Source organism: Pseudomonas tructae, assembly GCF_004214895.1.
In the GTDB taxonomy this organism is placed as follows: Bacteria; Pseudomonadota; Gammaproteobacteria; order Pseudomonadales; family Pseudomonadaceae; genus Aquipseudomonas; species Aquipseudomonas tructae.
Window position 1 is genome coordinate 2,461,682 of record NZ_CP035952.1, and the last position, 21,641, is coordinate 2,483,322.

Annotated in this window: 20 protein-coding genes; 10 read left to right on the forward strand and 10 right to left on the reverse strand. The window is 57.6% G+C overall.

Annotated features, from left to right (window positions below; translation table 11 throughout):
* Nucleotides 1-426 precede the first annotated feature (426 nt).
* Nucleotides 427-1,512, forward strand: coding sequence for an alpha/beta hydrolase family protein (locus tag EXN22_RS11380; RefSeq protein ID WP_130264135.1), 1,086 nt, complete (start codon nt 427-429; stop codon nt 1,510-1,512).
* 94 nt (nt 1,513-1,606) lie between these two features.
* On the opposite strand, the gene EXN22_RS11385 is transcribed toward EXN22_RS11380, so the two are convergent.
* Nucleotides 1,607-2,149 (reverse strand): ATP-binding protein, encoded by a 543-nt coding sequence (locus EXN22_RS11385; RefSeq protein WP_130266799.1) that lies wholly within the window; start codon nt 2,147-2,149, stop codon nt 1,607-1,609.
* 176 nt (nt 2,150-2,325) lie between these two features.
* Here EXN22_RS11385 and EXN22_RS11390 point away from each other — a divergent pair, with 176 nt between their 5' ends.
* Complete coding sequence (locus EXN22_RS11390) at nt 2,326-3,123, forward strand: GNAT family N-acetyltransferase (protein WP_130264136.1); 798 nt, start codon at nt 2,326-2,328, stop codon at nt 3,121-3,123.
* Between the two features lie 22 nt (nt 3,124-3,145).
* On the opposite strand, the gene EXN22_RS11395 is transcribed toward EXN22_RS11390, so the two are convergent.
* Nucleotides 3,146-3,652: a GNAT family N-acetyltransferase gene (locus EXN22_RS11395; protein WP_130264137.1), complete on the reverse strand. Its 507-nt coding sequence runs from the start codon at nt 3,650-3,652 to the stop codon at nt 3,146-3,148.
* A 50-nt stretch (nt 3,653-3,702) separates the two neighbouring features.
* A complete protein-coding gene (locus tag EXN22_RS11400; protein WP_130264138.1) occupies nt 3,703-4,182 on the reverse strand; it encodes a MerR family transcriptional regulator in 480 nt (159 codons plus the stop codon).
* Between the two features lie 348 nt (nt 4,183-4,530).
* Between EXN22_RS11400 and EXN22_RS11405 the strand changes: the two genes are divergently transcribed.
* The 3 genes from EXN22_RS11405 (at nt 4,531) to EXN22_RS11415 (ending at nt 7,198) form a co-directional block, all read left to right on the forward strand.
* Entirely contained in the window at nt 4,531-5,514 is a 984-nt protein-coding gene (locus tag EXN22_RS11405; RefSeq protein ID WP_130264139.1) for a DUF1852 domain-containing protein, read from the forward strand.
* 29 nt (nt 5,515-5,543) lie between these two features.
* A complete protein-coding gene (locus EXN22_RS11410) occupies nt 5,544-6,578 on the forward strand; it encodes a methionine synthase (RefSeq protein WP_130266800.1) in 1,035 nt (344 codons plus the stop codon).
* Between the two features lie 110 nt (nt 6,579-6,688).
* Nucleotides 6,689-7,198, forward strand: a complete 510-nt coding sequence (locus EXN22_RS11415; RefSeq protein WP_130264140.1) for a flavin reductase family protein — start codon at nt 6,689-6,691, stop codon at nt 7,196-7,198.
* 71 nt (nt 7,199-7,269) lie between these two features.
* On the opposite strand, the gene EXN22_RS11420 is transcribed toward EXN22_RS11415, so the two are convergent.
* Nucleotides 7,270-8,202, reverse strand: coding sequence for a LysR family transcriptional regulator (locus EXN22_RS11420; protein WP_130264141.1), 933 nt, complete (start codon nt 8,200-8,202; stop codon nt 7,270-7,272).
* Between the two features lie 95 nt (nt 8,203-8,297).
* On the opposite strand from EXN22_RS11420, the gene EXN22_RS11425 reads away from it, so the two are divergent.
* Nucleotides 8,298-9,296, forward strand: coding sequence for a cyclase family protein (locus tag EXN22_RS11425; RefSeq protein ID WP_130264142.1), 999 nt, complete (start codon nt 8,298-8,300; stop codon nt 9,294-9,296).
* A gap of 36 nt (nt 9,297-9,332) precedes the next feature.
* Here EXN22_RS11425 and EXN22_RS11430 read toward each other — a convergent pair whose 3' ends face one another.
* On the reverse strand, nt 9,333-9,887 hold the full coding sequence (locus EXN22_RS11430; protein WP_233281703.1) for a DUF1214 domain-containing protein: 555 nt from the start codon (nt 9,885-9,887) through the stop codon (nt 9,333-9,335).
* Nucleotides 9,888-10,233: 346 nt separating this feature from the next.
* Here EXN22_RS11430 and EXN22_RS11435 point away from each other — a divergent pair, with 346 nt between their 5' ends.
* A complete protein-coding gene (locus EXN22_RS11435) occupies nt 10,234-10,704 on the forward strand; it encodes a GNAT family N-acetyltransferase (RefSeq protein WP_130264143.1) in 471 nt (156 codons plus the stop codon).
* A 38-nt stretch (nt 10,705-10,742) separates the two neighbouring features.
* On the opposite strand, the gene EXN22_RS11440 is transcribed toward EXN22_RS11435, so the two are convergent.
* Together EXN22_RS11440 and EXN22_RS11445 are read right to left on the reverse strand one after the other, a co-directional pair.
* The gene (locus EXN22_RS11440) at nt 10,743-11,246 is read right to left on the reverse strand and encodes a zinc ribbon domain-containing protein (RefSeq protein WP_130264144.1); all 504 of its coding nucleotides are present in this window, start codon (nt 11,244-11,246) and stop codon (nt 10,743-10,745) included.
* 157 nt (nt 11,247-11,403) lie between these two features.
* On the reverse strand, nt 11,404-12,279 hold the full coding sequence (locus EXN22_RS11445) for a universal stress protein (protein WP_130264145.1): 876 nt from the start codon (nt 12,277-12,279) through the stop codon (nt 11,404-11,406).
* 432 nt (nt 12,280-12,711) lie between these two features.
* On the opposite strand from EXN22_RS11445, the gene EXN22_RS11450 reads away from it, so the two are divergent.
* Complete coding sequence (locus EXN22_RS11450) at nt 12,712-13,845, forward strand: aminotransferase class V-fold PLP-dependent enzyme (protein WP_130264146.1); 1,134 nt, start codon at nt 12,712-12,714, stop codon at nt 13,843-13,845.
* Between the two features lie 181 nt (nt 13,846-14,026).
* Here the strand turns inward: EXN22_RS11450 and tssI are convergent, their stop codons facing one another.
* The gene (tssI, locus tag EXN22_RS11455; RefSeq protein ID WP_130264147.1) at nt 14,027-15,208 is read right to left on the reverse strand and encodes a type VI secretion system tip protein TssI/VgrG; all 1,182 of its coding nucleotides are present in this window, start codon (nt 15,206-15,208) and stop codon (nt 14,027-14,029) included.
* Nucleotides 15,209-15,323: 115 nt separating this feature from the next.
* A complete protein-coding gene (locus EXN22_RS11460) occupies nt 15,324-16,427 on the reverse strand; it encodes a polyamine ABC transporter substrate-binding protein (RefSeq protein WP_130264148.1) in 1,104 nt (367 codons plus the stop codon).
* 138 nt (nt 16,428-16,565) lie between these two features.
* Here EXN22_RS11460 and EXN22_RS11465 point away from each other — a divergent pair, with 138 nt between their 5' ends.
* Together EXN22_RS11465 and EXN22_RS11470 are read left to right on the forward strand one after the other, a co-directional pair.
* Entirely contained in the window at nt 16,566-17,357 is a 792-nt protein-coding gene (locus tag EXN22_RS11465; protein ID WP_130264149.1) for a response regulator transcription factor, read from the forward strand.
* A gap of 39 nt (nt 17,358-17,396) precedes the next feature.
* A complete protein-coding gene (locus EXN22_RS11470) occupies nt 17,397-18,257 on the forward strand; it encodes a LysR family transcriptional regulator (RefSeq protein ID WP_130264150.1) in 861 nt (286 codons plus the stop codon).
* 7 nt (nt 18,258-18,264) lie between these two features.
* Here EXN22_RS11470 and EXN22_RS11475 read toward each other — a convergent pair whose 3' ends face one another.
* The gene (locus tag EXN22_RS11475; RefSeq protein ID WP_130264151.1) at nt 18,265-21,540 is read right to left on the reverse strand and encodes a hypothetical protein; all 3,276 of its coding nucleotides are present in this window, start codon (nt 21,538-21,540) and stop codon (nt 18,265-18,267) included.
* Between the last annotated feature and the right edge of the window lie 101 nt (nt 21,541-21,641).

A 21,641-nucleotide genomic window follows, 5' to 3' on the forward strand; every position in this document is an offset into this window, starting at 1 on the left:
CCGCCTGCTGGGGTTGGAACTGGGCTCGCTGAGCAGGCGCCTGAGCGGGCCTCACGGTGATGTGCTCAGTGGGCACGGCATATTGACCCGTGCCGTCGATTTCGGCTCTGTGCACTATCGCGCCGGCATTGAGGTCCACAGTTTTCAAGGCAATCTGCTGTTCAGTCCGCCCGCGCAAATACCGGCCCTGGATCGGCGCACAGGACCCCCCGGCCGACCACTCGGTATTGCAGAGCATGGCAGGGGAGGTACTGGGAGTACGCCCGAACGTCGAGGTGGGTGTGCACTTTTTCGAGGAGATCGTAATTCCCTGACATATGACGCCACCTCCAATCGTGCTACAACTTCCGGTTGAGTCCACAGCCCTCGCGTACGAAAGGCAGACCTAACGGCGAGCCCCTTTGTTCATCACGGAAGATAACAACATTGAAAACAGCTTTCGGCGCTCTGTTTCTGACCTGCCTGACAACCCTGGCTCTCGCTGACGAGAGCTCTGTCGGCTTCTATTCTTCGACATTGTCGGCCTCGCCCAATGAGCGAGCACTGGAGATGGTCGTTTGGTACCCCAGTGCAACCACCGCGGCCGCGCAACTGATCGCCGACAATGTGGTGTTTGTTGGCGCTTCTGCCGTCCGTAACGCACCGCCCACTGCGGGCGAGCACCCCTTGGTAGTGCTCTCCCACGGATACCGGGGTAACTGGGGTAACCAGGCCTGGCTTGCCAGTGCTTTGGCGCATAGCGGATACATCGTCGCCGCAGTCAACCATCCCGGCACCACAACCCATGACCGCAGCCCTCAAGCAGCGGCGCAGCTATGGCAGCGCCCCGTCGATCTGCGTCGCGCCATCGAGGCGGTCACCACTCAACCTGAAAAATTTGGCGTGGTCGCCAAGCAGCGCATCGCTGTCGTGGGGCATTCCCTGGGCGGCTGGACCGCCCTGGAGATTGGTGGTGCACGTTTCGACCCAGAGCGTTTCGCCCATGACTGCAAAACCCAGCCGCAGTTGGCCAGTTGCAGCGTTTACAAACAGATGAACCCGGCGAGTACCCCAGAAGCAAAAGCCGCGTTGGCCGCCGACTTGCGCGATACACGTGTCACTGCGGTGGTGGCATTGGACCTGGGTCTTTCACGCGGCTTGACCGATGAAAGCCTCGCGGCGCTGCCGGTCCCTGCGCTGGTGATCGCGGCCGGCGTGCCCTCCCAGGAGCTTCCCGCCCAGTTGGAGTCGGCCAACCTGGCGCAACGCCTACCCCCGGCGTCAAGCCAGTACGTTGAAATCAGCGACGCAAGCCATTTCAGCTTCATGTCGGTGTGCAAACCTGGCGCGCAGGCACTGCTCGAAGAAGACGTGCCGGGTGATGGCATCATTTGTACGGATGGTGACCGCGGTCGTCCCCGTGAGCAGATCCAACAGCAGATTACAACGCTGATTACCGAGTTTCTGGCGCGCTCATCAGGCAATGAAGAAGGAAGCACTCAGGCGCTGACGACACAACGCGAGCGACACTAACAATCCATAGAGGCCGGCGAGGTCAGCAGTGATCGTTGTGGGAGCGGGGCAAGCTCGCTCCCCAAAAATGGGTACATACATTTTTCGTATGAACCTAGCGCGGTACTTGCGACAACGCATCAAGCACATCCGCTACCATCACTTCAGCACGCCTCGTCCCGTCAATCCGCAAGACCGGCGCCGTCTGCGCTGATATCCACGCCTCGTGCCAGCCGCGGTTGCGTCCTGAAAAGTTAGGGTCGTCATACTGCGAGGCCCACTCCCGAAAGGCCACATGTATCTCATGCATGTCGCCACCGGGTGCGATCCGATCGCCAAAACGCGCCTTTTCGCGGGCGGCCAGCCGTTCAAGGCGAACGGGCGTCGCGGTCACAACGAACACGATCAGATCGGCATGGGCAATCAGCTCATCGCCCCAACCAATACAGGAACCGCTCAGCACCCAGTCCTGATCACCGAGTGCTTGCTGGATCAAGGGTACGCGCTCACTGACTGGCCGCTTGGTGGTAAAAGGCGGGTTCGTTGGCATCCAGAAAAAGTCATCGACATCGACCTGGCGTGCGTCGAGCTCAGTTGCGAGGTTCTGGCCCAAGGTGGTCACGCCCGCGCACGAAGCACCTGTAATGTATATCCGCAATTTTTCCTCCATGAATTCGAGCCGGTTTCGAGGGCCGCAAGATAGCCCATGCCAGTCTGAAACTCACCTTTTTCTAGGCAGTAAATGATCGATCCTGGCCTCGCCAGCGAGTCGTGTTGGCGACGATGGAGGCGCAGCGTATCCTGCAAGTTGTTCAGCACTGGAGGGCAGGAGCAATGCACAGGGAAATGGCGCTGAAAATCGAGGCAGCGGAAAGAGATTACCTTCAGTCTCGCGTGGAAAATCTGATGCAAGTAGAAGGCAACCCCTACGGGGCGCGTATCTTGATGAGCGCGACCACGAGATGTCTTCAAGTACAGGCTTCATCCAGTCCGATGTTCAATCGAGTCTATGGTGATCAGGTAACGCAGCCGCAGGCCATTGTGGATCTGTTGACAGCGTCCCTGCCCGCAACCGTCACGCCGCTCATTGGCACAGTTTCGTCGCTTGAGCAGTCCCCGCTCTTGGCCAACCGCAGGCTTGAGCGTTTGAAGGGATGGACGCATGTGCAGTTGGCCTGTGCGATTGAGCAGGCGCAACTGACACCGCATGGCTATGCCGTAGAGGAGGTCACCCCGCTGTCGCTATCGGCATTCACAGACGTTCATGGGCAAGGCTTTCACTCCACGCCAGCCCAGCGTGAAGTGACCCAGGCGTCGTTCGGGGGGGCAGACCCGAACGACAGTCTGAAAATTTATGTGATCAAAGAGGCGGGCGAGGTCGTTGCAGGTGCGGTGATGTACCTTGCGGCCAATGGTGTCGCCTATCTGGGAACTGCGGCCACGCGAAAAGCCGCACGAGGCCGCGGCTACCACGGGGCCCTGATTGCCCATCGCGTGGAGCAAGCCAGGGCCCTGGGCAGCACATGGGTAGCCGCGACGGCCCTGGCAAACTCGCAAAGCCGGCGAAACCTGCAGCGTGCCGGGCTCAAGGTATCTCACGCGCAAGGTCTGTACCGCTTGGCCGGCAGCTGAATACCGCCAGGCGCCTTATGGCTCACTCGGTGGCGTCGAAAGACTCGTGGTATTGGACAGTGCCCTCTGGCAAATCACCAGAGAAGGAAAGCGTCTGGAAGTAGGCTTGCGGCACCCCGGGCAACTCCAGGCCCGCATGAGCCTTGAAGCCGAAGCGAGCATAATAACCAGGATCACCCAGTAGTACGCAGCCAGCGGCCCCTTGCTCCCGCAACCTGGCCAGGGCGGCGTTCATCAGGGCGCAACCTATGCCTTGGCCCTGCCGGTTCGGCCGCACGCAGATGGGCCCGAGCCCGTACCAGCCGGTAGCGCCAGACGACACTGTGACCGGTGAAACCGCGACATGCCCAAGGATTTCATCATGCTCCACTGCAACCAGCGAAACGGTTAACTGCCCGGCGCGACGCAGGGCATCGACAATAAAGTGTTCGGTGTGGCTGGAATGTTCTTCCTGTGCAAATGCGGCGATGGTCAGCGCGGTGATGTGCTTGATGTCTTCAGGTTGTTCGTTGCGGATGTTCAGCGTCATAGTGAGTTTTTCTCTACTGTCTTGGTCGATCAGGCCGAGCAAAGTGTTGATTAAAAGTCAGCACGTTCTTTTTGCAGGACGAACAGTTGATAGCCGTAGTCATCCAGAAAGCGCTGGTGGATATCGAGCTCATCCTTGAGGTCAACCAGGGCCTTTGAGGCGAAGCGGTCGGCGGACAGCCCTGCAACTTTTTCACGCAGCGGTGTCAGGTAGTTTTTCTGCCAGAACGACGCCGCGCGCGCGGGGGGCTTGGCGGTTAGCCATATCAGGTCACTGACCACCAGGAACCCCTGGGGTTTGAGCAATCGCCTCCAGCTGTCCAGCGCGTTGGCAAACCCCATGATGTAGGCACTGCCCTCGGCCCAGAGGGTCAGGTTGTACTCGTCGTTGTCTACGGCGGTGACCAGCTCTTGCTCCAGGGCCCGCAGGCGCTCAAGCAGCAATGACCGGTCTATCCCCAGCTTTTCGTAGTACAGCAAGGTGGAGCGGCTCAACGCCACCTTTTGCGCAAGCTCGGAGATGCGATACATGGCCTGTTCTCTCGCTTCATGGCCTACCACCATAAACTATGAAGTTATAGACAGGTAAAGAGGGGAGCGTTTCGGGTGTTGTGGGAGCGGGCTTGCCCCGCGAAGAGGCCGATTCAGGCAATAGAGTTGCCCGGCACGGGCTATGCCCGTGTTCGCGGGGCAAGCCCGCTCCCACAAAGACGGCATTTCGCCAGGTACCTCAAATCGATCATGAGCAAAACTAACGTTGTGTGCAAAAAAAATGAGTTTGTCACATGACCGTTTACTCCGGACAATCGCCTCAAAACAAACATGGCAAGTACTGAAGTACATTCAGGGTTATCTCAGGGATTAGGGTGTCAGATCACAATGAGTACAGAGTTTGCATTTGCTATCAAGCGCATCTGCTTCGATGAGAATTATCATCCTTCAGGCAGTACGCGCATCACCACCAACTTTGCTAACTTGGCGAGAGGTACGAGTCGCCAGGAAAATTTGCGCAATACCTTGAGGATGATTGACAACCGTTTCAATGCCCTGGCGCATTGGGATAACCCTCAAGGCAATCGTTATGCGGTCGAGCTTGAAATCATTTCTGTCGAGATGAGTCTCGAGGGTGAAAGCAGTGGCGATGCCCTGCCGTTGATTGAAATATTGAAAACGACTATTTTTGATCGGCAAACGAATGAGCGCATTGAGGGTATTGCAGGGAATAATTTTTCCTCGTACGTGCGCGATTATGACTTCAGTGTGCTGCTGCTAAAGCACAACAAGGAGCAGGCCGGGTTCAGTACGCCAGAGGGTTTCGGCGATCTGCATGGCAAGCTGTTTAAATGCTTCGTGAATTCAAGCGCCTATAAAGATAATTTTAACAAGCCCCCTGTCATATGCTTGAGTGTTTCGAGTAGCAAGACCTATCATCAGACGGAGCATCAGCATCCTGTGTTGGGTGTTGAGTACCTGCAAGATGAATATTCGTTGACCGATGAGTATTTCGCTAAAATGGGCTTGAAAGTACGCTATTTCATGCCGCCGAATAGCGTTGCGCCGTTGGCTTTTTACTTTGTTGGTGATCTGCTTGGTGATTACACCACGCTTGAACTTATCAGCACTATCAGCACAATGGATACGTTTCAGAAAATTTACCGGCCTGAGATCTACAACGCGAACTCTGCTGCAGGGAAAACCTACCAGCCCAGTTTGAAGCATCAGGATTATTCATTGACTCGAATTGTTTATGATCGAGAAGAGCGTAGCCGGCTGGCGCTTGAGCAAGGCGCGTTTGTGGAGGAACACTTCATCAAGCCCTACCAGACGGTGCTTGAGCAGTGGTCCGCTAATTACGCCCTTTGACGAATCGAATAAGCACAAGGTCATTCATGATGAAAAAATTACTACCTACATCCACTGCTGGCAGCTTGCCTAAACCCGCTTGGCTGGCACAGCCTGAGACATTGTGGTCGCCCTGGAAGTTGCAGGGTGATGAGCTGATCGAGGGCAAACAGGATGCGTTGCGGCTGTCGTTGCACGAACAGCAACAGGCCGGTATCGATATTGTCAGCGATGGCGAACAAACACGCCAACATTTTGTCACTACCTTTATTGAGCACCTCAGCGGCGTTGATTTCGAGAAACGTGAGACCGTCAGGATTCGTGACCGCTATGATGCGAGTGTGCCAACGGTTGTGGGGGCGGTTGCTCGGCAAAAGCCAGTGTTTGTTGAAGATGCCAAGTTCTTGCGTCAGCAAACCAGGCAACCCATCAAATGGGCGCTACCAGGCCCCATGACGATGATCGACACACTGTATGACAACCACTATAAAAGTCGCGAAAAACTGGCGTGGGAATTCGCCAAGATTCTCAATCAGGAAGCCAGAGAGTTGGAGGCTGCCGGAGTTGATATCATCCAGTTCGACGAACCCGCCTTCAATGTTTTTTTCGACGAGGTGAATGACTGGGGCGTTGCCACGTTGGAGCGGGCCATTGAAGGCCTCAAGTGTGAAACGGCCGTGCATATTTGCTATGGCTATGGCATCAAAGCCAATACCGATTGGAAAAAGACGCTGGGGTCCGAGTGGCGCCAGTATGAAGAGGCGTTCCCCAAGCTGCAAAAGTCCAGTATCGATATCGTCTCGCTGGAATGCCACAACTCTCATGTTCCGATGGATCTGATTGAACTCATTCGAGGCAAGAAAGTGATGGTCGGGGCCATTGACGTGGCAAACCATGCGATCGAAACACCCGAGGAAGTCGCCAACACCCTGCGAAAAGCACTGCAGTTTGTCGATGCCGACAAGCTCTACCCTTGCACCAACTGTGGCATGGCGCCTTTGCCGCGTCGGGTTGCAAGCGGCAAGCTCAATGCATTGAGTGCAGGCGCAGACATTGTCCGCAGCGAACTTTCCAACGCGTGCTGAGCTAAACGCTGAAGGGGTGTGCGGGAAGGATTGCAGCGGTCGCTTGAAGGCGCTGCTGCTTCAGGCCTTCCTTGGCACTTTCGGGCTGCACTTTATATCCAGGACCTCCCATGTCACTTCCCAGTACGGCCATCGAGCCACTGTGCTTTCGCGAGGCGCTCGGGCACTACGCATCCGGTATCACGGTGATTACCTCGCACATGAATGACGAGCCGATTGGCTTCACGTGTCAGTCGTTCTATAGCGTGTCGATGAGCCCGCCGCTGGTGTCCTTCAGCGTGATGTCCGGCTCGGCCAGTTATCCCAAAATTCGCCAGGCCGGTCGATTCGCAGTCAATATCCTGTCGGGTGAGCAGGTCAACATTTCCAACCAGTTCGCTCGGCGAGGCACGGACAAGTGGCACGGCGTCGAGTGGCGGACATCACCGCTGGGCAATCCGATCCTTACCGGCAGTCTGCACTGGCTTGATTGCGAAATTCACGCCGAACACACAGCAGGTGATCACCTGATCGTAGTGGGTGAAGTGAAAGCGTTAAACCTGCAAGAAGCGGCTGCTACTCAACCGTTGCTGTATTTCAAAGGGCAGTATTGCAACCTCGCCCAACATAGTGCGGTCTGAGCATTGACACTCGAACCAAACCACCAGGACATATTCAATCGCGCTTAGCAAACAACCGTACAAGCGCAGGTTCAATCCCTCAGCGTCATTGCGCCTGCAGGCATGCCCGTCGGCGGTAGCGCCTCCAACGCACTGGCGAGAAAATCGACAAACACCCGGACCTTCTGTGACACATGCCTGTGGCTTGCGTACAGCGCATAGATCGAGCGCCGAGGCATTGACTGGCCAGGGAGCAGTTGCCGCAATTGGCCGCTGTCGAGCAACGGCCGGGCAATGAACGAGGGCAGGGCGCCGATACCAAGGCCCGCCAGCAACATCTCGCTCAGCATCAGGCTGTTGTCTACCGCAAGACGCACCGGCAGTTCCAGGCGGCTATTGCCTTGCGGGCCTTGTAGTTGCCAGATGCCGGGATGCTCGGCCAGGCGGTAGGCCAGGCAGCTGTGCTCGCGCAAGTCGTCGACGCTCTGGGGCGTGCCGTTGGCCTGCAAGTAGGCCGGTGCGGCGCAGATCACTTGCTCGACTTCGCCCAGGCGTCGGGCGACCAGTGAGGAGTCCGGCAAGTGGCTGCGTATGCGCAGCGACACATCAAAGCCCTCGCTGACCACGTCCAGCAGGCGGTCGTCGAGAGTGAGTTCGACCTTGAGCTCCGGATAGCGCTGCATGAACCCCACCAGGATCGGCGACAGTACCTTGAGGCCGAACGACAGCGGGGCGTTGACCCGTAAGCGGCCACTGGGTTCGCGGGAGCCGTCCTGGGTTGCACGTTCCAGGGCGTCCAGTTCATCGAGCAGGTGGCAGCATTCGCTGAAGTACGCCTGGCCAGCCTCGGACAGGCTCATGCGGCGGGTGGTGCGCAGCAGCAACAGGCTGCCCAGGCGTTCCTCCAGTTGCCGCACCTGCTTGCTCACCGCCGCTGTGGATTGGCCCAGGTCGACGGCAGCCAGGCTGAAGCTGCCGCGCTCAACCACACGGCGAAAGGTGCGCATAGCCGCCAATACATCCATATTTTCTCCTGGGTTGAATATCAATCAATGAAAAGGCTGATTATCTATGAAATTACAGTCAATAACATGAGCACTCCCCTTACAGGAGTCATGTCATGTTGCAGCGTTCGTGGATCAAAAACCTTACCGGGCTGGCGCTGTTGTCGCTGTTCAGTTCACTGTGCAGTGCTGCTGCGCAGGCCAAGCCCGAGGTGGGTATCAGCCCCTGGGGGGCGAAGGACGAGATCGGTCGCCTGAACCTGATGACCCCGCAGTCGCAGGCGGCGATCATGGGCCGGGTCAATGGGGCACAGGCCTACGACCTGGCAGTGGAGTACTTTGTCGGCATGCCCAGCTGGCAAGCGGCGGGTGATCCGCCTTATCAGATGTGGATGACCCATACCCCCCACGGCAATGTGATCGCCGACCCGATGCAGGTCGGCGAACCGATGAACCAGCACGTCAGCTACAGCGGTTCAGCGGTGTCCATGTATGCCCACATGGGTACCCACATCGACGCGCTCAATCACTTTGGCCTGGACGGCAAGATCTGGAACGGTTTCCGTGCCGACCAGCACCTGGGTGACCGTGGCTGGAATGTCACGGGTGCAGAAAAGCTGCCACCGATCATCGCCCGCGGGGTGATGATCGATGTCGCCGCGGCCAAGGGCCTGGAGCAACTGGCGGACAATTACCGCGTCACTCGCAGCGATCTGCAGCAGGCACTGAGCAAACAGCGCGTGGTGCTGGAGAAGGGTGACGTAGTGCTGATCCGTACCGGCCGCATGCGTGACTACGAGCACGCCCAGGCCTACATGGCCAACCCGCCAGGCCTGAGCCTGGATGCGGCGAAGTTCCTGGTGGAGGACAGCGGGGCCATGGTCGTGGGTGCCGACAACCTGAGTTTTGAAACCTTCCCCTCAGAGGTCGAGGGCAACTACCTGCCGCTGCACACCTACTTGTTGGCCATGCAGGGTGCGCCGATCATCGAGTTGGTCAACCTGGAAGGGTTGTCCCGGGACAAGGTTTACCAGTTCGCTTTCGTCGGCGCTTCTTTGAAATTGCGCGGCGCTGATGCGGCGCCGATGCGCCCGATAGCCTTGCCGGTGAACTGAGGGCACGGAGCATATCCGTCCACTCGCCAAGCGTGGTCACTTCACCTTGATGACGTCGTCGGGTTTCCAGGTCTGGTCATAGAAAGCGTCCTCACTGCCATACAGGCGCAGGGCAACGAGGAAGTTGCGGCCGGGGATGGTCTGGATGAACGCGGTATCAGCAACATCCGCCGGTTTATCCGGACCGAACCAGATTTCCACTGAACCATCGGCCTGCGTGGGGATATCGTAGTAGCTGTTGGTGGATGGCAGCAGTTGCCTGGTTTCGGGCATGGTGCCGTCGGTGATGTTGTACGCCGTAACCGCCCAGAACAGCGCCGCCGGCGGGTTCGGTGGCAGACGCAGTTTGTAGGTGTTGCCGCCCTCGAGGAACGTGCCGTCCTTATCGCGCCCGGTGAACGGGTACTTGGAGCCGGCGCCGGTAGTGTGCATGACCATGGCCTTCACGTACTCCGCAGGCATCTGCACGCCAGCAGCAGGCAGGGTAATCGTGGGCGAAGCGCTTGCCGGGTCCGCCGCCTGGGTGCAGGTGATGCCCAGCGACAGACAGAAGATCGAGGCAGAAAGCGTTTTCAATGCGTAAGTCATCATCGACGTCCTTGCATTCGTAAGAAGCATTGGACGGAGTCGAATCTGCGAACTTCAGTGAGGGGCTTGCCTCACACTCAGCATTCCGCGCTCCGGAAAGGGAGCGTCTGGAGTCTAGACACGGCTTCTAAAACCGCAATTTCGCAACAGACGCGTCGAGAGACCAGGCGCAAACTTTCAACGCCTGCTATTGGCCATGTACTGCCTCTAATCGCTGGTGTGGATTTTCTAAAGTGGTCTGGCCAAATATCAAAAATTGGAGTGTATAGACGGGCCACTGGCGCGCTATAAATCTGTCACCCAGTGCACTGACAGCAGTTGGGGCCGACGCCGCTTTCAAGGAGTGAGCATGACAGCACTACAACAGGTTTTATCGATTCGCCCCGCAGAGCAAAAAGACTTCGAGCAGTGGTGCGAGTACTGGGCCAAGTATCAGGCGTTCTACAAGGTCGATATAGGCATGCAGACCACCCGGCTAACCTGGGCCCGCTTCTTTGACCGCAACGAACCTGTGCATTGCGCGGTAGCCTCTGATGGCGAGCAGATCTACGGATTCGTCAACTTCGTCTTTCACCGTTCAACCTGGGGCCGCAATGACTTCTGCTACCTGGAAGACCTGTACGTCTGCCCAAGTGTACGAGGCCAGATGATCGGCAAGAAACTGATCGAATACGTGCAAGGCCAGGCGCGGGAAAAGAACTGCGACCGGCTGTACTGGCACACCCAGGAGACCAATCACACCGCCCAACGGCTATACGACTGGATTGCCGAAAAGCCTGGCGTTATCGAGTACAGAATGGCGTTGGATGCGACTGCATAAACGTTACCCAGGCGAGGTTAGCGGCTAGGCTGGTTTTGCTACCTCGTCACTGTTCGCCAGGTCACCAGTCCATCCAGGCTATGGTTGGATTTCAGGTACTTGAGCACATTGTGTGCTTCGGCCTTTTCTTCAAACGGGCCGGCGAAAACGTGAGGTGCTTCATCGAGAATCGTTGGTAGGTCGATCAGCGCCATCTGGGCTGCCAAGGGTTCAAATTCCTCATCGGTTTGGGCAGTGAAGCGTACTACCCAACCGCTGCGATCCCTGACGGCAATAGGCTCCACTTCGGCTGCGCAGTGTTTGCAGTGTGAGGCTGCTGCATTGATCGCTTGGGCGCAGGCAGGGCAGGGGCGCAGGTCTTCATGCACCAGCGCGTCAACACCGGTTTTTGCCAGTCGTGGCATTAACAACAAGGCGATCAGGGCTATACCGGGAAGGAACAGCCCGATGGCAAACCATCTTGGCCCTGATCGCCCTCGGGTACTTGCAAGGTAAGCGGTCACGCCCGTGAGAATGAGCCAGAGGGGGAGTGGGATGCCCATTGCACGTCCTTGTTTTAAATGTCGAGTGAGAGCCCGGTTGGTAGGGCCCGTCGAATTATCTACTGTTTGCCAGCAACGCCGCAAACAGGGAACAAGGGCTACGATCAATCGTGCTGGATGGGCTTCACCATCCAGCTTTCTCGACACTACACACAACCTACAACGACACCAACACATCACACCGGGATTCGTTCAGCACATGCTTGGTGACGCTGCCAATCAGCAACTCCTCCAGCACGCTTTCACCCTGCTTGCCGATCACGATCAGATCGCAGTCCAGTTCCTGCTCTTGCTCCAGGATCCGCCAGGATGGGTCGCCGTGCACCACGATCTGCCGAGCATCGGCCACCCCGGCGGCTTGGCTCAAGGCGGCGAGTTGTTCCACGGCGTCTTTCTTGATGACATTGCGGTAGTGAGTGAGCGTGTCCTGGTCGATATGGGCGAAGCGCATGCTGCTTTCGAAGGGCGCTTCGTACACATGCAGGAGGATGATCTCGGCCTGCGGAGCAATTGCTTTTGCCAGTTCGATGGCGCGCAGCGATGAGGGCGAAAAATCAACCGGCACCAGCAACCTGCGGTACGCATCCCGGGGTGCCTGCTTGACCACCAGCAAAGGGCAGGGCATGCGGTTGAGCATTCGTTGCACGGTAGAGCCCAGCAACAGGCGCCGCGCCAGGTTCTGCCCCTTGGCCCCGCATACCAGCAGATCAGTGCGTTTGTCTTGCACCACCCGGGTGATTTCTGTGGCAACTGTGCCGGGCGCGACTTGCACACCAGGGGCAATGGCGTAGCGGGCGAACAGCATGGCAGCCAGTGCGTGAAGCTTCTCGCCCGCGGTTTCCAGCACGCGTGTGAGCAGGGCTTCATCCGGTGCCACAACCTGCTTGAGACGCTCGAAAGGGGCCGGATTGGCAACGTAGAGCAAATCCAGCGCTGCTTGCTGCGCCTTGCTCAACAGTGCCGCGCGCTCTGCGGCGTTGCGGGCCGGGGTGGACAAGTCGGTGGCAACCAGTACGTGGTTCAGCGAGGTCATAACGGGCTCCTTATGCAATGCTGCGCACATGAATCGATGGCGTTGGCTGCTGATCGATCCGCTCCATGCTTTGGAGCATCGTCTCGCGAACCAGAGCGGGTGGATTGATTTGGGTCAAAGGAGTGGGCGTTGGTCTGGTAGGTGCTTTTGAGCTGGATGGAGGTGTGGATCTCGCACGGCGAACAGCGGGTCGATTCGACCCGAAGCGGTCACTAAAGCGATATCTGGACAGGTGTGGGAGCGGGCTTGCCCCGCGAACACGGGCGTAGTCCGTGCCAGGCAACTCCATTTCTGGGTTGGCCTCTTCGCGGGGCAAGCCCGCACAAGTAACTGCTGACCCACCGGCAGTTTTGGGCCGATAGCTACCTTGTCATTTGCCAAAGCATAGGGCAGGGTCGATACCACGGACATCTCTGCCAAAGGAGTCACCCCATGTCAAAGCTATACCCCAGTATTGATCCTGAGGGGCTGGTCGAGTACTCGGTGGTCTACACCGACCGCTCGCTCAACCACATGTCGCAGTCATTTCAAGGCGTGATGAACAACATTTCCAGGACCCTGAAACAGGTCTACAACGCCCAGGCTGTTGCGGTCGTGCCGGGTAGCGGCACATTCGGCATGGAAGCGGTAGCGCGACAGTTTGCCACCGACCAGCAATGCCTGGTGATACGCAACGGTTGGTTCAGCTATCGCTGGAGCCAGATCCTTGAGGTGGGCAAGATCCCGGCGGCCACCACGGTGCTCAAAGCCCGACCGGTCGACACGGGTCGCCAGGCTGCCTACGCACCACCGCCTCTGGATGAAGTGCTGGCAGCCATTGAGGCTTCGAGGCCGCAGATTGTCTTCGCCCCTCACGTGGAAACCTCATCTGGGATTATCCTGCCCGATGACTACCTGCGGGCCGTCGGCGACGCCGTGCATGCGGTGGGCGGCCTGTTCGTGCTGGACTGCATCGCCTCAGGCACGATTTGGGTTGATATGCACAAGTGCGCAGTCGACCTGCTGATCAGCGCACCGCAGAAAGGCTGGAGCGCCTCGCCTTGTTGCGCCCTGGTGATGTTCAGTGATTTGGCCCTCGAGCGCATCGAGCAGACGCAGAGCAGCAGCTTCGCCTGCGACCTGAAAAAGTGGCTGCAGATCATGCAAGCCTACGAACAGGGCGGGCATGCCTACCATGCAACCATGCCCAGCGATTCTCTCGCACGGTTTAGCGAGGTGATGAAAGAGATGCACGCGTATGGTTTCGACAAGGTTCGCGGCGAGCAACAGGCTTTGGGCGATCGGGTGCGCGCAATGTTGACTGGCAAAGGCTTCAAAAGCGTGGCCGCAGCCGGCTTTCAGGCCCCTGGCGTAGTGGTGAGCTACACCGATGATGCCGGCATCAAGAGCGGCAAGAAATTTGCCGACCATGGCCTGCAGATCGCCGCCGGCGTGCCGTTGCAATGCGACGAGCCGGCCGATTTCCAGACCTTTCGCATCGGTCTGTTCGGCCTCGAAAAGCTGCACAATATCGAGCGTACGGTCAGCACCCTCGAGCAGGCACTGGACGAAGTGCTGGCGAACTAGGCCGTCGTCTTGCCGGCAGCACGTGCCGCCGTGTGAGCTTTAGGAAGGCATCCTGCTGTCTCTGTGGGAGCGGCGATGCGGCGACCCGACTTGCCCCGCGAACAGGCCGGTCCAGAAATGGAGTGGCCTGGCACGGGCTACGCCCGTGTTCGCGGGGCAAGCCCGCTCCCACCGAGGTGTATTAGCGACAACATAAGCAGCCACTGACCAGCGGCTGATCGGGATCGCTTTCGAAAAATGTGACCATGACTTCCATACCCGCTCGAGGAGACGTCATTTCACAATCCCAATGGGAGGCCACCCTAAGCCAGCAACTGCTCTTGTCGTCAAATCTATCGTCGCGGTCCCAGGGGAGTTTGACCTTTACTCTTCCAAGGCGCTTCTCCTCGTCTTCCACCGCGATGACTACAGCCGTCTGGTTGCCGGACACCTGAGGCTTGTCGTGGGCCAAAGGCGGACGATAGGTGAGGTCCCACGGAAGCGCCATAAAGCGGTTGCGGTAACCCTGTTGAAAGTCATCCTCATTGTCAGGGTTGCCACTGGCGACGTTCTCACCTGATACCTGCGGTTGCTTGCCTTCGTGGATCACTTGAGTCAGTAGCCATGGAGCGTTCAACGCTTGACGCGGATGGCCGGAGATTTCCAGCACATGGCCACTGGCTAAGCGGGTCTGGTCACTGTGCCCTTCAGCTTGACGACGGGTGAGGGGCCCCACACGCAGGTTGAGTCGACTGATCAGTGGCTGGTTGGCCACCCTGTCGTGCGCTTGTCCAAAAGCCGTGGTTTGCCCAATCCTGGGAAAAGCCGCTTGATCATCCGTAAAGACCAGCACGTGGTCGTGAGCACTGTGCTGGAAGTGAAAGTGGATACCTTCCTCTTCGCACAAGCGCTGAACAAAGTGCAAATCCGTTTCGCCGTATTGGGTGCAGTGGTCACGCGCGGGGTAGGTCGACCCTAGATGAAAGCGGTAAGCGTTGCCCACAATCCCATGCTCTTCCAATACCAAGGCAATGATTTTCGGTACCGAGAACTGTTGATAGATCCTCTGGTTGATTCGGTGGCGCAAGTAAGACAAGTGCGGTACGAGGGCCAGGTTGTAGTGCTGCAAGTGCTGTTCATCAGCGCTTTGAACGATGTGGTAAATCCGTCCATGAATGCCGTTACCCTGATTGTCGAAGCTCAGAAAAGCCTCGAGGTCGACAAGGCTTTCGAGCGTCAGGTCAGCGCGCTCGCTAACAAGCGCCACGTTGAAGAAGTAAGGCCTGCTGATTGCCTCCTCTCCGTTGAATGCGAGTACTTGAAAGTCGTGCTCAATGCCGTCGATGGTCAAACTGAAGTGCGACTGATGGGCTGGGCTGAACATCCGCTGCTCCCTTTTTGCGCTGTAACGATCTGAGTAGCCTGAGCATCGCTGCTCGACCTTCGCCGAGGCACAAGCAAAGGCTTGCAGTGAGCAGCAGGCGACACTTCACTTCAGATCACACACCACTCTTCACTTTGGTCCACACCCGTGTGCGGATTCGCTCCAGCTTCAATGGCAGTGGCTCGAGTGGAACAAGTGTAGCGATGGTCTTTTTGTCTGGATAAATCCAGGGATTGTCCCGCAACGTCTGTTCGACAAATTCAGTGGCGTTTTTATTTGCGTTAGGGTAGAGCGTGTGGTTTGACGTCTTGGCAATAATGTCGGGTCGCAGCATGTAGTTGATAAATGCCATGCCCTCCTTGGGGTGGGGAGCGTCTTTTAGCAGAACCAGGTTTTCCGACCAGACCAGCGCGCCTTCGCGAGGCAGGCTGTAGGTGATCTTGCGTCCAGTCTTGGCCTTCTCGTTTATGGCCTGTGCAGCAAGCGCACCATTGGCCCATCCCACCACCGCACAAATATTGCCGTCGGCCAGGTCGGCGTCGATTCGGGATGAGTCGAAGTAGAGGACGTAAGGGCGGATTTTTAACAGCAGGGCTTGCGCTTTCTGGTAGTCCTCCGGGTTCTTGCTGTTGCTAGGGAGCCCGAGGTAATGCAGTGCAATTGAAATGATCTCACTGGGCGAGTCAAGCATTGCCACGCCACAGGACTGGAGCTTGCTGATGTTTTCTTCTTTGAAGATCAAATCCCAGCTGTTCACCGGTGCATGCTCACCCAATGCCGCTTTGACTTTGTCAACGTCATAGCCAATGCCGGTAGTGCCCCATAAATACGGCACAGCGTAGCGATTGCCAGGGTCGTTGACCGCAAGCTGGGCCAAGATGTCAGGGTCAATGTGCGACAAATTACTCAGTTGCTCACGATCCAAAGGCTGGAGTACACCCGCCTGGATCAGGCTGGGCAACACATTGGAGGTCGCCACCACCACGTCATACCCGGTGCGCCCGGCCATTACCTTGCTCTGCATGATGTCGGCGCTATCGAACGCATCCATATGCAGCCTGGTGCCGGTTTCCTGCTCAAACGCTTTAGGGGTCTCCGGGGCGAGAAGTCCGAACCAGTTATACAGGTACATCCCGGGCTCTGGGGCCGCCACTGAGGTGCTTATCCCTGCACAGAGCAGTGACGCCGATAAAAGCGTTCGCAAATGTGATTTTTTCATGCAACATCCTTGTCTAGACACTGTACCCTGCTGGCCATCCTAGGCCTTGGCAGTGACTATACCGGCCACTAGCGAATAGTAAATACCCACGAATACTTACCTCTGACCGAGCAATCCCTAACCCAGAAGGGGTAGAAAATGCCGTTCGACCTCCATAGCCTGGCGTGGCACCGATCGATTGGGAAACTGATCATGCAGTTGAACCGTCCAGAGTTCTGGAGTTCACTGGTGCGTGTATTGAATGAGTACGTGCACATCGATAACTGGGTTGTACTGATTTTCAGCAACCAGCACGTGGACGTGGTGAGTCTACCTGAGGTGGCAGATGCCGAAGAGGTGAATGCCTTTATCCATCGCTATGTGAAGGGGCTTTATCTTCTGGATCCGTTTTATATCGCGAACCGAGAAAATCCACAGAGCGGTTTCTTCCACTTGCTGGATATCGCACCGGAATACTTTCTTGAAACCGAGTACTACCATCAATACTTTGCGCAGTACATTTCGGTCGATGAGGTGCAATACAATGTGCAGCTCGATTGCGACAGGACGTTATGCATTTCTGTGGGCAGCAAGGTTCGTTTTAGTCAAGAACAAATAACCATGCTTGATATTATCAAGCCCTGGGTGACTGCGCTCATGCACCAACGCATGTGTTTTGAAGTTGAGGCAGAGAAAAGCCTCGCTGAGCCACCGCAATGGCAAGAAGCGATTGCCCAGCTTGGCACACAAATCACAACGCGTGAAAGTGATGTGCTCAGGTTGTTGCTGAGTGGCTTTTCTAATAAAGAAATAGCCGGAAAGCTCTCGCTGTCGGTGGAGACGATAAAGGTTCATCGCCGTAACATTTATGGCAAATTAAGTATCAAATCGCAATCTGAATTGTTCGCTCGGTTTTTTATGCCGAAACACGATGTTTTTTCTACCCGTTGAATATACTGGAACCCTACCCATCGAAAAACGCGATACCCCATGCGCTACTCCCCCGAAGCCCTCCATGCCTTCGTAGAAGCCGCCGCCCTAGGCTCCTTCTCCGCCGCCGCGCGCAAGCTGCGCAAAAGCCAATCCACCATCAGCGCCGCCATCGCCAACCTCGAGGCGGACCTGGGCGTCAGCCTGTTCGACCGCCAGGCTCGCCAGCCGGTGCTGACCGAGGCCGGGCGCAAGGTATTGGGGCATGTGCAGGAGATCCTCGCCGCCAGTGAGCGTTTGGACCAATTGAGCATTCGCCTGGCCGACCAGGTCGAGCCACGGTTGACCATTGTCTTGTCCGATATGCATCAGTTCAGCCCGACCCATCAGGTGCTGCAGCGTTTCGAGCAGCGCTACCAGGACGTCGAGCTTGAGTGCATGCTGGCCGAGGCCGGTGATGTACTGAATCTGCTGCAAAGCGGCCGTGCGCACCTGGGGATTCTCGCCGCGCAGACGGGTTATCCGCCGGATGTGGCCGCCACGCGCTTGGCCGCCCAGGCGATGATGGGGGTTTTTGTCGCGCGCGAGCATCCGCTGGCGCAGTTGCCGCAGCCGACCCAGGCGCACCTGGCCGGGCATCGCCAGTTGTATTTGAACACCTACACCGAGAGCGAAAACAAACCCCAGGGGCGGGTGTGGTCGGCGCCGGACTACCTGGGCTTGCTGGAAATGGCCGAGCAAGGTTTTGGCTGGGCCGAGTTGCCCCATGGCCTGGTCCGGCAGTATGGCCAGGGGCGGTTGAGCGAGCTTGCGTTGCGCGGCTGGCCACGGCCGATTGCGGTGGATGTGGCCTGGTCGAAACTGACCCCGCCAGGGCCGGCGGGGTTGTGGTTGCTCGATCTTTTGCTGGAAAGCAGTTAAGCGCTGCTCAGCTTCTGAGGAAGAGCTTGCGAGCCAGTTGCGGGCTGATGCGATCACGGTAAATGGCGGTTACCGGCATTCCTCGGTTTGCCTGATCCCTCTGTGCGCTCAAGCCCATGAAGCGCTGCTCGGGCTTTTTGATGTGAGCGGCCTGGTAGTCGCGCTCGGCGCTGCTGGCGGAGCCGTAGTGGAAGTGTGCGTAGGCCAGTGGCTTGCCTTGGCGGTCCTGTACCGAGAACTCCAGCAGAAAGTCTGTGCCTTTGCCGCCCGACACATCGGTGCGCTCACCCAGGCGGGTGATGACAATCTCGTGCTGATCATTAAGAAAGTCTATCCCGGTGGCGGTTGGGGGTAAGGCTTTAAGGCGCTCGATACGCAAACCTCGTCCCGTACGCTGCAAGCGTTGCGCACTTGAGCGCAGCTGGCGGATGGTTTGTGAGGTGAGTTGATCAGGCGAGTTCGCCATCAGGCTTTCCAGCTTACTGGCGCAGGCTAGCCGAGCTTGAGCTTTTGCATCCAGCTGCTCTTCGACTTCAATCGGTAGCCCGCGAAAGCGCTTGGCTGCCGCTATTTCGTCACCCTCATGCGTGAGCAACAGGTGGGCTTGGTGCATCTGTGTCTTTAACCGTTTAAGTGCCGCATTGGAAACTGTCTCCCCGCCGCGCAGGCGCAGGCGCAAGTCCAGTTGCCAGTGACCCGTGCTGCCTTGAACGATAAACGGGCCAGGTGTGGATGAGTGGGGATCGACAATCCTCCAGGACTGATCTGTACTTTGCTCGACTTCAAACCAGCCATGGGGCAAACGTGCAACAGTTCTACCCTGGTAGGAGAACAGCCCTTGCTGATCTGCATCCTTCAACGCGGCATCAAGCGGGTCGATGGGGGCAAGGGCCAATGCACGCAATTGTTCGAGATTTTTTCTGGAAAGAGTCGGGGAACTCCAGCCACTGAAATCCAGCAGGGTATGGGTTGGGTACTGGGGCAGATGCAAAAGCGAACGCTGTTTGTGAATCTCATTGCCAAGTTCCCTTGCCGGCCTGACTGTGCTCGTACCCTCTCTGGCTGTGCGCACGCTCCCATGCATGAGTAGCAGCGATGCCTGTATCAGCACCTCCACCAGTGCGCTTTTTTCTGCTTGAGGATCATGGGTCAGTGCAGCCGTATGCAGTGCATAGACACTGGCATAGAACTGGGCGATCCAGGCAATGTCAGCGAGCGGGCCCTCAAACATCGGTAGCAATACCGACAGCACCAGAGCAATGGACTTTTCTGCGCTGATCCAGTTCTGCTCGGCATCGGACGTCGTTGTCTGACGCGCTTGTTCGATCAGGGATTGGGCGTTGGCCCGATAGACAAGAGCAAGTGCATGGCTAGTGACAGGGGCCTGCGTCAACTGGAGCGTCTTGCGGCTTGAGCCAAACTCGCCGCCAAGATAGTTGCTGTCCAGCGCAGGGCTCCAGTTTTCACCCCGGCGCAGCGCGGTACGGACCGGTCCTTCAGGCAGGGCGTCGAGCACTGCATCGTGCAATGGTCCCGGTTGTTTTAGGCGGGCTAACAGAGCCGCTCGTGAACTGAACTCCATGAGTTGTGGGGTGCAGTGCGGTGCGTACAGGACCAATAGATCGGGTGTTGGGCTTACCGGTTCAATCATGAACATGCCTTGTGCATCCACCGCCTGGTTTGCGCTGTGGCTCAGTTGCAAGGTCAGTTGACTGAACTGGACGCTGCCGTTGGGCGAGTCGGTGCCTGCGGCGAAGGCGGCGAGAACGCAATGCCTTGCTGCCTCCGTGAGTGTACCTTTTCCTTGCGGCCCTGGAGTGATCAGGAGAATTGGCAACAGAATGCGCAAACGTTCAATAAACAGTGTTTGTTGGAGGGTGGCCTGAGGCGCGTCGTCGAGCAATGTGTGTTGCAGGAATGCCGGATAGGTCTTGCCCACATCCACACGACTGATTAACTGGCGAAAGTAGGCAGTGGTGGCCCAGGTCGGTACCGCTTTCCCTGAGTGCAAGCTGATCTGTGAGCGCTCCAGCGGCAGCGCCTGGGTGTTGAGGGCCGCTATCTGGATGAGCGCGCGCGGCTTTTCTGGATGCGATGAGCTGCCTCCCGTCAGGTGAAAAGGATCAAAGAACGGCGGTGTGTAATCGACGACCTGAACGATGAAATCGGTGGCAAGCGGCAGTGCCTGCCCTGGGTGATCGTGTGTCATCTGCGCATCGAGTACATCAGCGGTGTAACGCGCAAGGCTGGGTAGGGCAATGGCCTGGTTCGACTGCTCAAGCGTTGCCAGTGTGCCGAGTTGCCTGGCAACCATCTGGCGGTCTGCGGCGCTGGCTTGATGTATCCAGGCCGGTAGTGGATAGCTCGATTGGCCCGATGCTGAGGTGGACGGTGCATGAAGTCGGTAGAACAGCTCGTTGAGTTCGATCAGTGCGTCGACGTGCTGAGCCAGTGCGATTGCGGTCTTGAAGTCGCCGGGCACAATGGCAGCCAACCCTTGGAGTTGTTGCTCCAGCAATCCCGTTGCAAAGGCCTCGAACAGATTCTGCCCAGGGCGAAATCCGGGATTGGGCTCACTGAGCGGGTCACTCAAATGAGCTTCCAGTGCATTGGCACTGGCATATGCAACAAGCCCGCTGTTCAGGGTGTACAGCACTGCGCTGGCTGAGCGGTCGGTGTGCCTGATGGCGATGCCTAGACATGAACCGTCAGGCAGGCTTGATTTGAAGAACACAATGCTGGTGTGCAGTTGTAGCCATTGCTGCTGGCCACCCGGTAATTTTCTGGCTTCTGCCAGCACGTCGTTTGCCACAAGCGTTGAAATTCGCTGCAGTAAATTCAGCGCTTGCCCGTCCTTGGCGTTCCAGAAATCAAGCAGTTGTGAGGCAAAGACACCCAGCAATCGCGGGCCACCGATCTCAAGGATCTCGCTCATGTCGGACTGGCTGATCAAGGGCGTCCCCGGCTCTGTGCCACTGGCGATCTGCGTCACCACGCTCCCCGCCGGTTGCTCAATAGCCTGGTTGAGCAGGTAGCGCTGGATGAGCAAATCCGCAAGTGGGGTAAAACGCCAAGGCGCAGCCTGTTGCCCGGAGGGCTGTGCGAGATAGAAAGGCGCTTGATCCACCGCTGTCCTTGCGGCGTCGGGGATGAGCGCATGGAGCAGATTGTTAGCCACGTCTGCCAGGGTCGGACGCTGTCGCAGGCGTTGGCTGATGTGAAACAGGTCCCAGCTTGAGGCAGGCGTGGAGGACGCTGCGGGGGAAGGTGGTGATTGGCTCATGGCGAAACTCCTCGCTCTGGAGGTTCGCAGCCTAATCAGGGGAGCGCGCAGGGCTGGGGTAATTACTTATCGTACCGATTTGCTCGCAAGGTTCGGCCATG

What these genes read in the sequence shown, in the direction of transcription:
- EXN22_RS11400 (WP_130264138.1), bottom strand. Translation starts at nt 4,182, where the DNA reads ATGTATCGCATCTCCGAGCTTGCGCAAAAGGTGGCGTTGAGCCGCTCC.
- EXN22_RS11440 (WP_130264144.1), bottom strand. Translation starts at nt 11,246, where the DNA reads ATGGGCATCCCACTCCCCCTCTGGCTCATTCTCACGGGCGTGACCGCT.
- EXN22_RS11450 (WP_130264146.1), top strand. Translation starts at nt 12,712, where the DNA reads ATGTCAAAGCTATACCCCAGTATTGATCCTGAGGGGCTGGTCGAGTAC.
- EXN22_RS11425 (WP_130264142.1), top strand. Translation starts at nt 8,298, where the DNA reads ATGTTGCAGCGTTCGTGGATCAAAAACCTTACCGGGCTGGCGCTGTTG.
- EXN22_RS11445 (WP_130264145.1), bottom strand. Translation starts at nt 12,279, where the DNA reads ATGACCTCGCTGAACCACGTACTGGTTGCCACCGACTTGTCCACCCCG.
- EXN22_RS11390 (WP_130264136.1), top strand. Translation starts at nt 2,326, where the DNA reads ATGCACAGGGAAATGGCGCTGAAAATCGAGGCAGCGGAAAGAGATTAC.
- EXN22_RS11405 (WP_130264139.1), top strand. Translation starts at nt 4,531, where the DNA reads ATGAGTACAGAGTTTGCATTTGCTATCAAGCGCATCTGCTTCGATGAG.
- EXN22_RS11410 (WP_130266800.1), top strand. Translation starts at nt 5,544, where the DNA reads ATGAAAAAATTACTACCTACATCCACTGCTGGCAGCTTGCCTAAACCC.
- EXN22_RS11415 (WP_130264140.1), top strand. Translation starts at nt 6,689, where the DNA reads ATGTCACTTCCCAGTACGGCCATCGAGCCACTGTGCTTTCGCGAGGCG.
- EXN22_RS11395 (WP_130264137.1), bottom strand. Translation starts at nt 3,652, where the DNA reads ATGACGCTGAACATCCGCAACGAACAACCTGAAGACATCAAGCACATC.
- EXN22_RS11435 (WP_130264143.1), top strand. Translation starts at nt 10,234, where the DNA reads ATGACAGCACTACAACAGGTTTTATCGATTCGCCCCGCAGAGCAAAAA.
- tssI (WP_130264147.1), bottom strand. Translation starts at nt 15,208, where the DNA reads ATGTTCAGCCCAGCCCATCAGTCGCACTTCAGTTTGACCATCGACGGC.
- EXN22_RS11465 (WP_130264149.1), top strand. Translation starts at nt 16,566, where the DNA reads ATGCCGTTCGACCTCCATAGCCTGGCGTGGCACCGATCGATTGGGAAA.
- EXN22_RS11420 (WP_130264141.1), bottom strand. Translation starts at nt 8,202, where the DNA reads ATGGATGTATTGGCGGCTATGCGCACCTTTCGCCGTGTGGTTGAGCGC.
- EXN22_RS11475 (WP_130264151.1), bottom strand. Translation starts at nt 21,540, where the DNA reads ATGAGCCAATCACCACCTTCCCCCGCAGCGTCCTCCACGCCTGCCTCA.
- EXN22_RS11460 (WP_130264148.1), bottom strand. Translation starts at nt 16,427, where the DNA reads ATGAAAAAATCACATTTGCGAACGCTTTTATCGGCGTCACTGCTCTGT.
- EXN22_RS11470 (WP_130264150.1), top strand. Translation starts at nt 17,397, where the DNA reads ATGCGCTACTCCCCCGAAGCCCTCCATGCCTTCGTAGAAGCCGCCGCC.
- EXN22_RS11430 (WP_233281703.1), bottom strand. Translation starts at nt 9,887, where the DNA reads ATGATGACTTACGCATTGAAAACGCTTTCTGCCTCGATCTTCTGTCTG.